The following is a 16,707-nucleotide window of genomic DNA, read 5'->3' on the forward strand; positions in this document are numbered from 1 at the left end:
CATCCCCTCACTCGCCCCTGGTGACTCTCAGGTCTTCAATACCTCCTACACACTCACGCAACAAGACATCGACACCAATGGCGGTGGTGATGGCACCCTCGACAACACCGCCACTGTTGATTCCGACGAAACCGATCCCTCCGATTCATCCACATCCACCACGATTCCGCAGAATCCTCTGCTCGGCATCAACAAAACCGTCCTCTCTGTTGATCCCATTGGTGATGGCCTCGCCAACCAGGTCGGTGATGTCATCAATTACCAGATCACTGTCACCAATTCAGGCAATCAGACCCTCAACAACGTTCTTGTTACTGACCCACTCACGGGCCTAAGCGAAACCATCCCCTCACTTGCCCCTGGTGACTCTCAGGTCTTCACGACCTCTTACACACTCACGCAACAAGACATCGACACCAATGGCGGTGGTGATGGCACCCTCGACAACACCGCCACTGTTGATTCCGACGAAACCGATCCCTCCGATTCATCCACATCCACCACGATTCCGCAGAATCCTCTGCTCGGCATCAACAAAACCGTCCTCTCTGTTGATCCCATTGGTGATGGCCTCGCCAACCAGGTCGGTGATGTCATCAATTACCAGATCACTGTCACCAATTCAGGCAATCAGACCCTCAACAACGTTCTTGTTACTGACCCACTCACGGGCCTAAGCGAAACCATCCCCTCACTTGCCCCCGGTGACTCTCAGGTCTTCACGACCTCTTACACACTCACGCAACAAGACATCGACACCAATGGCGGTGGTGATGGCACCCTCGACAACACCGCCACTGTTGATTCCGACGAAACCGATCCCTCCGATTCATCCACATCCACCACGATTCCGCAGAATCCTCTGCTCGGCATCAACAAAACCGTCCTCTCTGTTGATCCCATTGGTGATGGCCTCGCCAACCAGGTCGGTGATGTCATCAATTACCAGATCACTGTCACCAATTCAGGCAATCGGACCCTCAACAACGTTCTTGTTACTGACCCACTCACGGGCCTAAGCGAAACCATCCCCTCACTTGCCCCCGGTGACTCTCAGGTCTTCACGACCTCCTACACACTCACGCAACAAGACATCGACACCAATGGCGGTGGTGATGGCACCCTCGACAACACCGCCACTGTTGATTCCGACGAAACCGATCCCTCCGATTCATCCACATCCACCACGATTCCGCAGAATCCTCTGCTCGGCATCAACAAAACCGTCCTCTCTGTTGATCCCATTGGTGATGGCCTCGCCAACCAGGTCGGTGATGTCATCAATTACCAGATCACTGTCACCAATTCAGGCAATCAGACCCTCAACAACGTTCTTGTTACTGACCCACTCACGGGCCTAAGCGAAACCATCCCCTCACTTGCCCCTGGTGACTCTCAGGTCTTCACGACCTCCTACACACTCACGCAACAAGACATCGACACCAATGGCATCGATGCAGCCGGCAATCCTGATGGTGATGGCGATATCGATAACACCGCCACCGCTGATTCCGATCAAACCGATCCAGTCTCAGATTCAGAAGCAGTTCCAATCATCCAGGATCCAGTTCAACCAACTCCAGACCCTTCTCTCTCCATTGACAAGCAGGTCATTGATGTTGATAACAGAGGGCCAACTGCAGCCGTAACCGCTGCAGGACAGGTCATCACCTACGACCTCATCGTCACCAACAACGGCAACACAACCCTCACCGGCATCACCGTTGTTGACCCACTCACTGGCACCAACGTCACTGTCGGCACCTTGGATCCGGGTGAATCATCCACCGTTTCAGCTCAGACCTACACCACCACCCAAAACGACATCGATTCCGATGGCATCGATGCAGCCGGCAATCCTGATGGTGATGGCGATATCGATAACACCGCCACCGCTGATTCCGATCAAACCGATCCAGTCTCAGATTCAGAAGCAGTTCCAATCATCCAGGATCCAGTTCAACCAACTCCAGACCCTTCTCTCTCCATTGACAAGCAGGTCATTGATGTTGATGGCAATGGTCCAACTGCAGCCGTAACCGCTGCAGGACAGGTCATCACCTACGACCTCATCGTCACCAACAACGGCAACACAACCCTCACTGGCGTCACTGTTGTTGATCCACTCACTGAAACCGACGTCACGATCGGCACCTTGGATCCGGGTGAATCATCCACCGTTTCAGCTCAGACCTACACCACCACCCAGAACGACATCGATTCCAATGGCATCGATGCAGCCGGCAATCCTGATGGTGATGGCGATATCGATAACACCGCCACCGCTGATTCCAATCAAACCGGTGCTGTCACTGATTCAGAAGCAGTTCCAATCATCCAGGATCCAGTTCAACCAACTCCAGACCCTTCTCTCTCCATTGACAAGCAGGTCATTGATGTTGATAACAGAGGGCCAGATGCAGCCGTAACCGCTGCAGGACAGGTCATCACCTACGACCTCATCGTCACCAACAACGGCAACACAACCCTCACCGGCGTCACTGTTGTTGATCCACTCACTGGCACCAACGTCACGATCGGCACCTTGGATCCGGGTGAATCATCCACCGTTTCGGCTCAGACCTACACCACCACCCAGAACGACATCGATGCCAATGGCATCGATGCAGCCGGCAATCCTGATGGTGATGGCGATATCGATAACACCGCCACCGCTGATTCTGATCAAACCGATCCAGTCTCAGATTCAGAAGCAGTTCTGATCAATCAGGATCCTTCTCTCTCCATTGACAAGCAGGTCATTGATGTTGATGGCAATGGTCCAACTGCAGCCGTAACCGAGGCAGGACAGGTCATCACCTATGACCTCATCGTCACCAACAACGGCAATACAACCCTCACCGGCATCACCGTTGTTGATCCACTCACTGACACCGACGTCACGATCGGCACCTTGGCTCCAGGTGAATCATTCACCGTCTCAGCTCAGACCTACACCACCACCCAGAACGACATCGATTCCAATGGCATCGATGCAGCCGGCAATCCTGATGGTGATGGCGATATCGATAACACCGCCACCGCTGATTCCAATCAAACCGGTGCTGTCACTGATTCAGAAGCAGTTCCGATCACCCAGGATCCTTCTCTCTCCATTGACAAGCAGGTCATTGATGTTGATGGCAATGGTCCAACTGCAGCCGTAACCGAGGCAGGGCAGGTCATCATCTATGACCTCATCGTCACCAACAACGGCAATACAACCCTCACTGGCGTCACTGTTGTTGATCCACTCACTGGCACCAACGTCACGATCGGCACCTTGGATCCGGGTGAATCATCCACCGTTTCAGCTCAGACCTACACCACCACCCAGAACGACATCGATTCCAATGGCATCGATGCAGCCGGCAATCCTGATGGTGATGGCGATATCGATAACACCGCCACTGCTGATTCCAATCAAACCGATCCAGTCTCAGATTCAGAAGCAGTTCCGATCAATCAGGATCCTTCTCTCTCCATTGACAAGCAGGTCATTGATGTTGATAACAGAGGGCCAGATGCAGCCGTAACCGAGGCAGGACAGGTCATCATCTATGACCTCATCGTCACCAACAACGGCAATACAACCCTCACTGGCGTCACTGTTGTTGATCCACTCACTGACACCGACGTCACGATCGGCACCTTGGCTCCAGGTGAATCATTCACCGTCTCAGCTCAGACCTACACCACCACCCAGAACGACATCGATTCCAATGGCATCGATGCAGCCGGCAATCCTGATGGTGATGGCGATATCGATAACACCGCCACCGCTGATTCCAATCAAACCGGTGCTGTCACTGATTCAGAAGCAGTTCCAATCATCCAGGATCCAGTTCAACCAACTCCAGACCCTTCTCTCTCCATTGACAAGCAGGTCATTGATGTTGATAACAGAGGGCCAGATGCAGCCGTAACCGCTGCAGGACAGGTCATCACCTACGACCTCATCGTCACCAACAACGGCAACACAACCCTCACCGGCGTCACTGTTGTTGATCCACTCACTGGCACCAACGTCACGATCGGCACCTTGGATCCGGGTGAATCATCCACCGTTTCGGCTCAGACCTACACCACCACCCAGAACGACATCGATGCCAATGGCATCGATGCAGCCGGCAATCCTGATGGTGATGGCGATATCGATAACACCGCCACCGCTGATTCCAATCAAACCGATCCAGTCTCAGATTCAGAAGCAGTTCTGATCAATCAGGATCCTTCTCTCTCCATTGACAAGCAGGTCATTGATGTTGATGGCAATGGTCCAACTGCAGCCGTAACCGAGGCAGGACAGGTCATCACCTATGACCTCATCGTCACCAACAACGGCAATACAACCCTCACCGGCATCACCGTTGTTGATCCACTCACTGACACCGACGTCACGATCGGCACCTTGGCTCCAGGTGAATCATTCACCGTCTCAGCTCAGACCTACACCACCACCCAGAACGACATCGACACCGATGGAGCAGGTGATGGCGATATCGATAACACTGCCACCGCTGATTCTGATCAAACCGGTGCTGTCACTGATTCAGAAGCAGTTCCGATCACCCAGGATCCTTCTCTCTCCATTGACAAGCAGGTCATTGATGTTGATGGCAATGGTCCAACTGCAGCCGTAACCGCTGCAGGACAGGTCATCACCTACGACCTCATCGTCACCAACAACGGCAACACAACCCTCACCGGCGTCACTGTTGTTGATCCACTCACTGGCACCAACGTCACTGTCGGCACCTTGGATCCGGGTGAATCATCCACCGTTTCAGCTCAGACCTACACCACCACCCAAAACGACATCGATGCCAATGGCATCGATGCAGCCGGCAATCCTGATGGTGATGGCGATATCGATAACACCGCCACTGCTGATTCCAATCAAACCGATCCAGTCTCAGATTCAGAAGCAGTTCCGATCATCCAAGGGCCAGATCTTCCAACTCAAGAGCCTTCTCTCTCCATTGACAAGCAGGTCATTGATGTTGATGGCAATGGTCCAACTGCAGCCGTAACCGAGGCAGGACAGGTCATCACCTACGACCTCATCGTCACCAACAACGGCAACACAACCCTCACCGGCGTCACTGTTGTTGATCCACTCACTGGCACCAACGTCACGATCGGCACCTTGGATCCGGGTGAATCATCCACCGTTTCAGCTCAGACCTACACCACCACCCAAAACGACATCGATGCCAATGGCATCGATGCAGCCGGCAATCCTGATGGTGATGGCGATATCGATAACACTGCCACCGCTGATTCTGATCAAACCGATCCAGTCTCAGATTCAGAAGCAGTTCTAATCACCCAGGATCCTTCTCTCTCCATTGACAAGCAGGTCATTGATGTTGATGGCAATGGTCCAACTGCAGCCGTAACCGCTGCAGGACAGGTCATCACCTACGACCTCATCGTCACCAACAACGGCAATACAACCCTCACTGGCGTCACTGTTGTTGATCCACTCACTGAAACCGACGTCACGATCGGCACCTTGGATCCAGGTGAATCATCCACCGTTTCAGCTCAGACCTACACCACCACCCAGAACGACATCGATTCCAATGGCATCGATGCAGCCGGCAATCCTGATGGTGATGGCGATATCGATAACACCGCCACCGCTGATTCCAATCAAACCGGTGCTGTCACTGATTCAGAAGCAGTTCCGATCACCCAGGATCCTTCTCTCTCCATTGACAAGCAGGTCATTGATGTTGATGGCAATGGTCCAACTGCAGCCGTAACCGAGGCAGGGCAGGTCATCATCTATGACCTCATCGTCACCAACAACGGCAATACAACCCTCACTGGCGTCACTGTTGTTGATCCACTCACTGGCACCAACGTCACGATCGGCACCTTGGATCCGGGTGAATCATCCACCGTTTCAGCTCAGACCTACACCACCACCCAGAACGACATCGATTCCAATGGCATCGATGCAGCCGGCAATCCTGATGGTGATGGCGATATCGATAACACCGCCACTGCTGATTCCAATCAAACCGATCCAGTCTCAGATTCAGAAGCAGTTCCGATCATCCAAGGGCCAGATCTTCCAACTCAAGAGCCTTCTCTCTCCATTGACAAGCAGGTCATTGATGTTGATGGCAATGGTCCAACTGCAGCCGTAACCGCTGCAGGACAGGTCATCACCTACGACCTCATCGTCACCAACAACGGCAACACAACCCTCACTGGCGTCACTGTTGTTGATCCACTCACTGGCACCAACGTCACTGTCGGCACCTTGGATCCGGGTGAATCATCCACCGTTTCAGCTCAGACCTACACCACCACCCAAAACGACATCGATGCCAATGGCATCGATGCAGCCGGCAATCCTGATGGTGATGGCGATATCGATAACACCGCCACCGCTGATTCCAATCAAACCGGTGCTGTCACTGATTCAGAAGCAGTTCCGATCACCCAGGATCCTTCTCTCTCCATTGACAAGCAGGTCATTGATGTTGATGGCAATGGTCCAACTGCAGCCGTAACCGCTGCAGGACAGGTCATCACCTACGACCTCATCGTCACCAACAACGGCAACACAACCCTCACTGGCGTCACCGTTGTTGATCCACTCACTGGCACCAACGTCACGATCGGCACCTTGGATCCAGGTGAATCATCCACCGTTTCAGCTCAGACCTACACCACCACCCAAAACGACATCGATGCCAATGGCATCGATGCAGCCGGCAATCCTGATGGTGATGGCGATATCGATAACACTGCCACCGCTGATTCTGATCAAACCGGTGCTGTCACTGATTCAGAAGCAGTTCCGATCATCCAAGGGCCAGATCTTCCAACTCAAGAGCCTTCTCTCTCCATTGACAAGCAGGTCATTGATGTTGATGGCAATGGTCCAACTGCAGCCGTAACCGCTGCAGGACAGGTCATCACCTACGACCTCATCGTCACCAACAACGGCAACACAACCCTCACCGGCGTCACTGTTGTTGATCCACTCACTGGCACCAACGTCACTGTCGGCACCTTGGATCCGGGTGAATCATCCACCGTTTCAGCTCAGACCTACACCACCACCCAAAACGACATCGATGCCAATGGCATCGATGCAGCCGGCAATCCTGATGGTGATGGCGATATCGATAACACCGCCACCGCTGATTCTGATCAAACCGGTGCTGTCACTGATTCAGAAGCAATTCCGATCACCCAGGATCCTTCTCTCTCCATTGACAAGCAGGTCATTGATGTTGATGGCAATGGTCCAACTGCAGCCGTAACCGCTGCAGGACAGGTCATCACCTACGACCTCATCGTCACCAACAACGGCAACACAACCCTCACCGGCGTCACTGTTGTTGATCCACTCACTGGCACCAACGTCACTGTCGGCACCTTGGATCCGGGTGAATCATCCACCGTTTCAGCTCAGACCTACACCACCACCCAAAACGACATCGATTCCAATGGCATCGATGCAGCCGGCAATCCTGATGGTGATGGCGATATCGATAACACCGCCACCGCTGATTCTGATCAAACCGGTGCTGTCACTGATTCAGAAGCAATTCCGATCACCCAGGATCCTTCTCTCTCCATTGACAAGCAGGTCATTGATGTTGATAACAGAGGGCCAGATGCAGCCGTAACCGCTGCAGGACAGGTCATCACCTACGACCTCATCGTCACCAACAACGGCAACACAACCCTCACCGGCGTCACTGTTGTTGATCCACTCACTGGCACCAACGTCACGATCGGCACCTTGGATCCGGGTGAATCATCCACCGTTTCGGCTCAGACCTACACCACCACCCAGAACGACATCGATGCCAATGGCATCGATGCAGCCGGCAATCCTGATGGTGATGGCGATATCGATAACACCGCCACCGCTGATTCTGATCAAACCGATCCAGTCTCAGATTCAGAAGCAGTTCCGATCATCCAAGGGCCAGATCTTCCAACTCAAGAGCCTTCTCTCTCCATTGACAAGCAGGTCATTGATGTTGATGGCAATGGTCCAACTGCAGCCGTAACCGCTGCAGGACAGGTCATCACCTACGACCTCATCGTCACCAACAACGGCAACACAACCCTCACTGGCGTCACTGTTGTTGATCCACTCACTGGCACCGACGTCACGATCGGCACCTTGGCTCCAGGTGAATCATTCACCGTCTCAGCTCAGACCTACACCACCACCCAACAAGACATCGATGCCAATGGCATCGATGCAGCCGGCAATCCTGATGGTGATGGCGATATCGATAACACCGCCACCGCTGATTCCAATCAAACCGGTGCTGTCACTGATTCAGAAGCAGTTCCGATCACCCAGGATCCTTCTCTCTCCATTGACAAGCAGGTCATTGATGTTGATGGCAATGGTCCAACTGCAGCCGTAACCGCTGCAGGACAGGTCATCACCTACGACCTCATCGTCACCAACAACGGCAATACAACCCTCACCGGCGTCACCGTTGTTGATCCACTCACTGGCACCAACGTCACGATCGGCACCTTGGATCCAGGTGAATCATCCACCGTTTCAGCTCAGACCTACACCACCACCCAAAACGACATCGATTCCGATGGCATCGATGCAGCCGGCAATCCTGATGGTGATGGCGATATCGATAACACTGCCACCGCTGATTCTGATCAAACCGGTGCTGTCACTGATTCAGAAGCAGTTCCGATCACCCAGGATCCTTCTCTCTCCATTGACAAGCAGGTCATTGATGTTGATGGCAATGGTCCAACTGCAGCCGTAACCGCTGCAGGACAGGTCATCACCTACGACCTCATCGTCACCAACAACGGCAACACAACCCTCACCGGCGTCACTGTTGTTGATCCACTCACTGGCACCAACGTCACTGTCGGCACCCTGGATCCAGGTGAATCATCCACCGTTTCAGCTCAGACCTACACCACCACCCAACAAGACATCGATTCCAATGGCATCGATGCAGCCGGCAATCCTGATGGTGATGGCGATATCGATAACACCGCCACCGCTGATTCTGATCAAACCGGTGCTGTCACTGATTCAGAAGCAGTTCCGATCACCCAGGATCCTTCTCTCTCCATTGACAAGCAGGTCATTGATGTTGATAACAGAGGGCCAGATGCAGCCGTAACCGCTGCAGGACAGGTCATCACCTACGACCTCATCGTCACCAACAACGGCAACACAACCCTCACCGCCGTCACCGTTGTTGATCCACTCACTGGCACCGACGTTACGATCGGCACCTTGGATCCAGGTGAATCATCCACCGTTTCAGCTCAGACCTACACCACCACCCAGAACGACATCGATTCCAATGGCATCGATGCAGCCGGCAATCCTGATGGTGATGGCGATATCGATAACACCGCCACCGCTGATTCCGATCAAACCGATCCAGTCTCAGATTCAGAAGAAGTTCCACTCTCACTCACTCCTGGCCTCACCATCTCCAAAACCGTCGTCTCTGTTGATCCAACAGGAGATGCAGTAGCCAACCAGGTCGGTGATGTCATCAATTATCAGATCACTGTCACCAACAACGGCAATCAGACACTCACAAACGTCAGCGTCGTTGATCCACTCACGGGCCTAGACCAAACCATAAATTCACTCGCTCCTGGCGCTTCTCAGGACTTCAATACCTCCTACACACTCACACAACAAGACATCGATTCCAATGGCATCGATGCAGCCGGCAATCCTGATGGTGATGGCGATATCGATAACACCGCCACCGCTGATTCCAATCAGACCGGTGCTGTCACTGATTCAGAAGCAGTTCCGATCACTCAGAATTCTTCTCTCTCCATTGACAAGCAGGTCATTGATGTTGGTGGAGAGGGTCCAACTGGAGCCGTAACCGCTGCAGGACAGGTCATCACCTATGACCTCATCGTCACCAACAACGGCAATACAACCCTCACCGGCATCACCGTTGTTGATCCACTCACTGGCACCAACGTCACTGTCGACACCCTGGCTCCAGGTGAATCATCCACCGTTTCAGCTCAGACCTACACCACCACCCAAAACGACATCGATACTGCTGGCGGTGGTGATGGCGATATCGATAACACTGCCACCGCTGATTCCGATCAAACCGATCCAGTCTCAGATTCAGAAGAAGTTCCAATCATCACCTCACTCGGTACATTTCCCCCCTTAAATGCTGACATCTCCAGACTCCTAACTGAAGATAAAAATACTATATTAGAAAACGATACAGACTCAGTATTTGTAAACGTACGCGGGGGGTCAGGGTCTTTCAGCTTTAGACTGGACAACAATACGGATCCAAACTTTGGCACCTGGTCGATAAACGAAAGCACAGGAGAAATTTCATTTACACAAACATCAGCTTTTCAACATTCAGAAGAGCCAAATCCACAAACCCAATTTGAAGCCAGTTTTGTCAATGTATTGGTATCTGACTTAGTCACTGGAAATACTGTCCGTCTACGAGCCGTTGTTGACATCACTGATGACGGACCAACCGTCTCTACCGACTTCGCCGCCGCTGCTCTCACTCTCGACGAGGACGACCTCTCCAACGGATCCGATCAATCCGATCCCACCTCCGTCTCCGGTTCTCTCTTCTCTGCTGACAACACCGGTTCCTTCTCCTTTGGCGCCGATAACGGCTCCATCACAGCCATCCAATTCGGCACCGGCGACTCCGCTACAACCGTCAACCTCGGCTCAGAGAACTCCACCACCGTTTTCTTCGCGCAGGACGGCACACAACAGGGCACCTCGTCCACCGACGCTGCTGCTTCCCTCCTCGTTAATGCCGACGGCACTTATACCTTCAATCTCCTCGACAACCTCCTCCTTCCCAATCCTCCCGCCGACAACGGAGAACAAACCGAGAACCTCTCTTCCATCAATGGCGGCATCGTCCTCCTCGGACAGGACAACGACGGTGACCTCATCAATTCAGGCAACGGCATCGCTCTCACTCTCAACGTCGTTGACGACATCCCAACCGCCTCCTCCGACTTCGCCGCCGCTGCTCTCACTCTCGACGAGGACGACCTCTCCAACGGATCCGATCAATCCGATCCCACCTCCGTCTCCGGTTCTCTCTTCTCTGCTGACAACACCGGTTCCTTCTCCTTTGGCGCCGATAACGGCTCCATCACAGCCATCCAATTCGGCACCGGCGACTCCGCTACAACCGTCAACCTCGGCTCAGAGAACTCCACCACCGTTTTCTTCGCGCAGGACGGCACACAACAGGGCACCTCGTCCACCGACGCTGCTGCTTCCCTCCTCGTTAATTCCGACGGCACTTATACCTTCAATCTCCTCGACAACCTCCTCCTTCCCAATCCTCCCGCCGACAACGGAGAACAAACCGAGAACCTCTCTTCCATCAATGGCGGCATCGTCCTCCTCGGACAGGACAACGACGGTGACCTCATCAATTCAGGCAACGGCATCGCTCTCACTCTCAACGTCGTTGACGACATCCCAACCGCCTCCTCCGACTTCGCCGCCGCTGCTCTCACTCTCGACGAGGACGACCTCTCCAACGGATCCGATCAATCCGATCCCACCTCCGTCTCCGGTTCTCTCTTCTCTGCTGACAACACCGGTTCCTTCTCCTTTGGCGCCGATGGCGGTTCCATCACAGGCATCGCCATCAATGGCGTCAACACCTCACTAGGCTCAGAGACATCCACAACCGTTTTCTTCGCGCAAAACGGCACTTCACTAGGCACCACATCCTCTGGCGCTGCAGCTTCTCTTCTCGTTAATGCCGACGGCACCTATACCTTCTCTCTCCTTAACAACCTCCTCCTCGACGGCACCAACAACGGACAGCAAACCGAAAGCCTCTCAGCCATCAACAACAACTCCATCGTTCTCCTCGGTCAGGACAACGACGGTGACCTCATCAACTCAGGCAACGGCATCGCTCTCACTCTCAACGTCGTCGACGATGTCCCAACTGCCTTTACACCTGACAATGTCACACTCATTAATTCAGGAAGTGCAAATGCACAAGACAGTAACTTTAATATCACAACCTCAACAACAGGAGCCGACCAGGAAGATGCAAACCTGACATTCACAACAAATGATGGAGACATTGTCCTAGGAAGCATTAACGGGCAGAACGAACAACAACTAACATCAGGAGGCTTAGGTCTAGCTTACTACGTATCTGATGACAGAAAAGTTTTAACTGCTTCAACCTCAACAACAGAACCGACTAACAGCGAAGACACATCAATTGCATATACCATTGAGATTAATGGCGACACAACAACTGGGTTCACCTATGATGTAATCACAAAGAAGACGATTGACAACGGGTCAGGATTAACATTTGATCCTGGAACGGCAATTGGCCCCTCAGGAGGGAATCCACCTTATGAAATCATCGCTAACAGTGGCGATGTCGAAATCTTGGTGACCGGATACGACATAAGTACAATTGCCAACAACGGAGACGTATCGCAAACATCGGTCAATGTAAACGACTTTAGTTATTCAGCCAGCACTGGTTCAGGTTTAAGGGGTGGCCAAAATCTAGTTCTAGATTACGGCACATTCTCCATCGGAAATCCAGACTCAAGCTTTATTATTGACTCACGAATAGACATAATTGCACCAAAATTTACCCTCGTTCAAGGAAGTCCACGCGAAAACCTTACCGTTGCTGCCGTCAACGCCAACGGATCAACAACAAACACCAACGCAACAGGCTCAACAGATACTGTTGAAGAAATCAATGCATTTACAATTGTAAGAGCCAGTGATGAAAGTGCATTTACAAGAACCAAAGCCAGCGGTTCAAGCGGCAGTATTGTTCTTGATAGCTCACAAACAGTTGCATATACATTCAACAATGATGGCACTTTAAGCCTACAAAACATCAATGCAGGAAGCGGCAGCACCACAGGCGATTCACTAATAGTATTCGCAAACAATACGAATCGATTGGTGATTCAAAATGATAAAACAGGCAATAGCCCCAACTTCTCAATCGCCGAAGTCGAAGTCGGAAATTTTGACGCCGGGAATCCAGTCAGTACTAACATTGATGTTGCGCTTAAAGATGGAGATGGAGATCAATCTAATTCGGCTTTTGCAATCAACTTTAATCCAGATTTACCGACAAACACTAATCCACCAATCACTATTGATCTTGACGGCAATGGAATCAGTTACTTGTCACTCGAGGATGATATTCAATTCACTGACATTAATACGTTAGAAACGATTCAAACTGCATGGGTGGCATCGAATGATGGCATCCTTGTTTATGACGCTAATCAATCTGGAAGCGTGGAGACTCTTGATGAGTTTGTATTGACACGCTTGAGCACGCAAGCCTCAACAGACCTTGAGGCACTCGCTGAAGTCTTTGATACCAATCAAGACGGAATTCTGAATGCATTGGATACTGATTTTGAAAGCTTTGCAATTTGGCAAGACCTTAATTCTGACGGCATGTCTGATGATGGTGAGCTCATATCCTTGTCAGATCTTAGCATCAAAAGTATTGATTTAAGATATTTTGAAGATAGCCAAAGCCGCATTGATGGAGAAGGGGATGTAGAGATATTTGGTCAATTCAACATTAATTACGAAGACGGCTCAATAGGACTTGCAGAAGATGCAAGCTTTGCCTTTAGATCAGTTTCAGAAGAGCAGGTAAATTCAAACTATGATCTTATTAGCAGCTTAAACAATTCATTCAATGGCAAAGATGCAGATATCACTAACCCATCCAATTCTGAAAAGACAGACATCAGTGCAGGAGAGTTGGTCGATCAATTCCTTGCCATTAATACGGTTAGCAACGAACTGCTCTCCGAGATGCAACAAGAATTGAGTAATATAGACGATGATTTAAATGCAATAGATACAAAAGAATTCGGCAGCCAAGACCAAGATAATTCTTACCAAGCAAATATAAGTGACTCCGAAGAGCTAGACCTTGAAACAGACCTAGATATTGATATTATCGAATCTATTTTGATTGACAATTTTGACCCAACAGCACAAACACCAGCTGAAGACGAAGCGTTTGTGTATAGTTAGTCGTATTTTCGACCTCCTTATTGTTGACCTCGCGAACAAAGGTTTCTATATATAACAATGAGACAAAGAATACACTATAGATTCGTTCAATACCGAACAGAAAACTAAGTTCGATGTTCACCTTAGTCATACTGAATACAAAGTATTGAGTCAGCTCTGCAATCACGATCACAACAGAATCGGCATTAGAGTAAAACATTCAAGACTCAAGATACGCGATCAATAGCAGGCTAGACAAACATGGGCAATAGCATCGCGAAAAGTATCTGCAACGAATTCTTCACCGTTGCTATGACCCTCTTATAGCGCTAAACTACATAAAAATGCGAAGCACAGTTATAACTTCAATGAAAATATCTCTTTTCACAAAAACTTCTCTTTTCCGTATACAAAATATTCGCATAAGATTAGCACCAAGATTTATGATCCCATTATTAGCTTTTTTATGCATCAATATATTGACCAGCGACCTAGATAGAAGACATCAAAAAACAACGCTAGACAAAAAAGTCGACCAAATCTCCGCAATCATATTACCCTATGTTGTAGACAAAGAAATCGATATACTGAAAGCCATTGGGAAATCCGAAGTAGAGAGAAATGCGCAACTAAGATCAATTTACATACACTTAGTCGGGATCAATCAATCAATCGCTATTAATTCCACCCCAAGAGTAAACCTCCCTGCCACTGGTCAGGTCACTTATCAATCGACAACAAACCTTGTTAATCAGGGATTGAAAGTTGCCGACCTCAAAATTAAATTCTCACTGACAAGCCCAACAAATAACTTAGTAAGGATCAATATTTTAGCTTTAATAGCAATCTTTGCTTATTTCTTAATTAAAAAGCAAATAAATTCTACATTGATAGCAGAAAAGAGAAAAATAGCAAGTTTAGGCCTTCATCTTGCTTTGGAGGCAAGCTCTGACGGTTGGTGGGAAATCAACAAAAGCGAAAATAAAGCGCTAGTTTCAAAGAAATTGTGCAACCTGTTGTCTATCAAACATAATGATAAACATAAAACTATTGTTGAATTGAATGCGAATTGGTGGATAAATTATTTCGAACAATCTTATGATCTTATTAAATTCTTGTGTCTCCAGAATGCTAGCATAACACATAAAGAGGTTAAAATATTACCCGAAAAGGGTAAAAAACTACATCACATATCAATTAAAAGGGTCAAGATTCTTGGAAATAAATATATAAAAGATACAATCGTTTTCATGCTCACAAATGTCAGCGAAGAAGTTGCCAACAGAAGTCGCATTGAAGACATGGCTTACACAGATAACCTTACCAAGTTATCAAATAGAGTTTCATTTGAGCTCGAACTAGAAAAATTATCAGCAGAAAAGAATAGACATCAATATCGATATTCTTTGCTTATGCTCGATATTGATAATTTCAAACTCCTCAACGATATAAATGGCCACATCATTGGTGATCAATTTTTAAGAGAAATAAGCAATCGTTTAAGGCTTATACTTAGACCAATGGATTTTATTGCAAGAATTGGTGGTGATGAATTTGTAATCATCGCTCGATTTCCTAATAGCAATGATGAAGATATCATGAGACGAAGCCTCGCGATTGGTGAAAAAATCAGGAAAGCAATATCCAAGCCATTTTTAGTTGATGATCTAGCATTACAATACAACTGCAGTATCGGTATATGCATCGACAAAGACCAATCAGATAGTCCATTATCTATTCTTGATAATGCTGATCTAGCACTCTACGATGCAAAAGACAAGGGAAGAAACAAAGTTTCTTTCTTTAAAGATTCCATGAAGGATGTTGTTTCTCGAAGAGCATCACTGAAAGAAATGATTAGCGAAGCCCTAAATAAAAAGACAATTTATATTCACTACCAACCAATATTTGACATATCCTTGAAAAAAAGAGGCCAACAAAAGCTTCAAATAGTTGGGTATGAGGCTTTATTTCGATGTGATCACATTAATGCTAGTCCAGGTCAGATTATAAAAACTGCCGAAAGAACAGGTCAGATAGATCAAGTAACAGAAGCTGTCATTGATGCTATTGGCAATGACATCAAATACAATAAGATACGCCTCATCTCAACTCAAAAAATATCTATTAATGTCAGTGCTGTAGAAATTTTGAATCCTAATTTTTCAAAACAATTACTTGATCGTCTAGCACAAAATAATATTAACAATGATCAGATTTGCATTGAAGTAACTGAAACTGCATTTATCAGCAACATAGAATTGGCGAAAAGAAATATTGCTCTACTGAGGTTAGAAAATATACAAGTTGCAATGGATGACTTTGGAACAGGATATGCGTCAATCCAGACCCTGAGAAATATTAAATTTGATCAAATAAAAATTGATCAGTCGTACATACAAGGGCCAATGAATGATATCAATTTGGCGTTAATCAAATCATTAATATGGACTGCAAGAGCAATTAATGTTGATTTAGTAGCAGAAGGAATTGAAACTGAAGAACAACTTAATACCTTGAGTTCACTGGGATGCACATTAGGCCAAGGTTTTTTTCTTGATCAATTTGATGAGCGCAATATGGAAGCCAAAACTCCACTCGATAAACATTTCTGAAATAACTAATGGCAAATCATGTGCGATAAG

2 protein-coding genes are annotated in these 16,707 nt (G+C 48.9%); both read left to right on the forward strand.

What is annotated here, in order from left to right; translation table 11 throughout:
- The coding region (locus WH7805_RS14315) for a DUF11 domain-containing protein (protein WP_006041611.1) at positions 1 to 14,083 on the forward strand (14,083 nt) is incomplete at its 5' end.
- 347 nt (positions 14,084 to 14,430) lie between these two features.
- The gene (locus tag WH7805_RS03600; RefSeq protein ID WP_232198939.1) at positions 14,431 to 16,677 is read left to right on the forward strand and encodes a bifunctional diguanylate cyclase/phosphodiesterase; all 2,247 of its coding nucleotides are present in this window, start codon (positions 14,431 to 14,433) and stop codon (positions 16,675 to 16,677) included.
- The last annotated feature ends 30 nt before the right edge of the window (positions 16,678 to 16,707 follow it).

The sequence above is a fragment of the Synechococcus sp. WH 7805 genome (assembly GCF_000153285.1).
In the GTDB taxonomy this organism is placed as follows: domain Bacteria; phylum Cyanobacteriota; class Cyanobacteriia; order PCC-6307; family Cyanobiaceae; genus Synechococcus_C.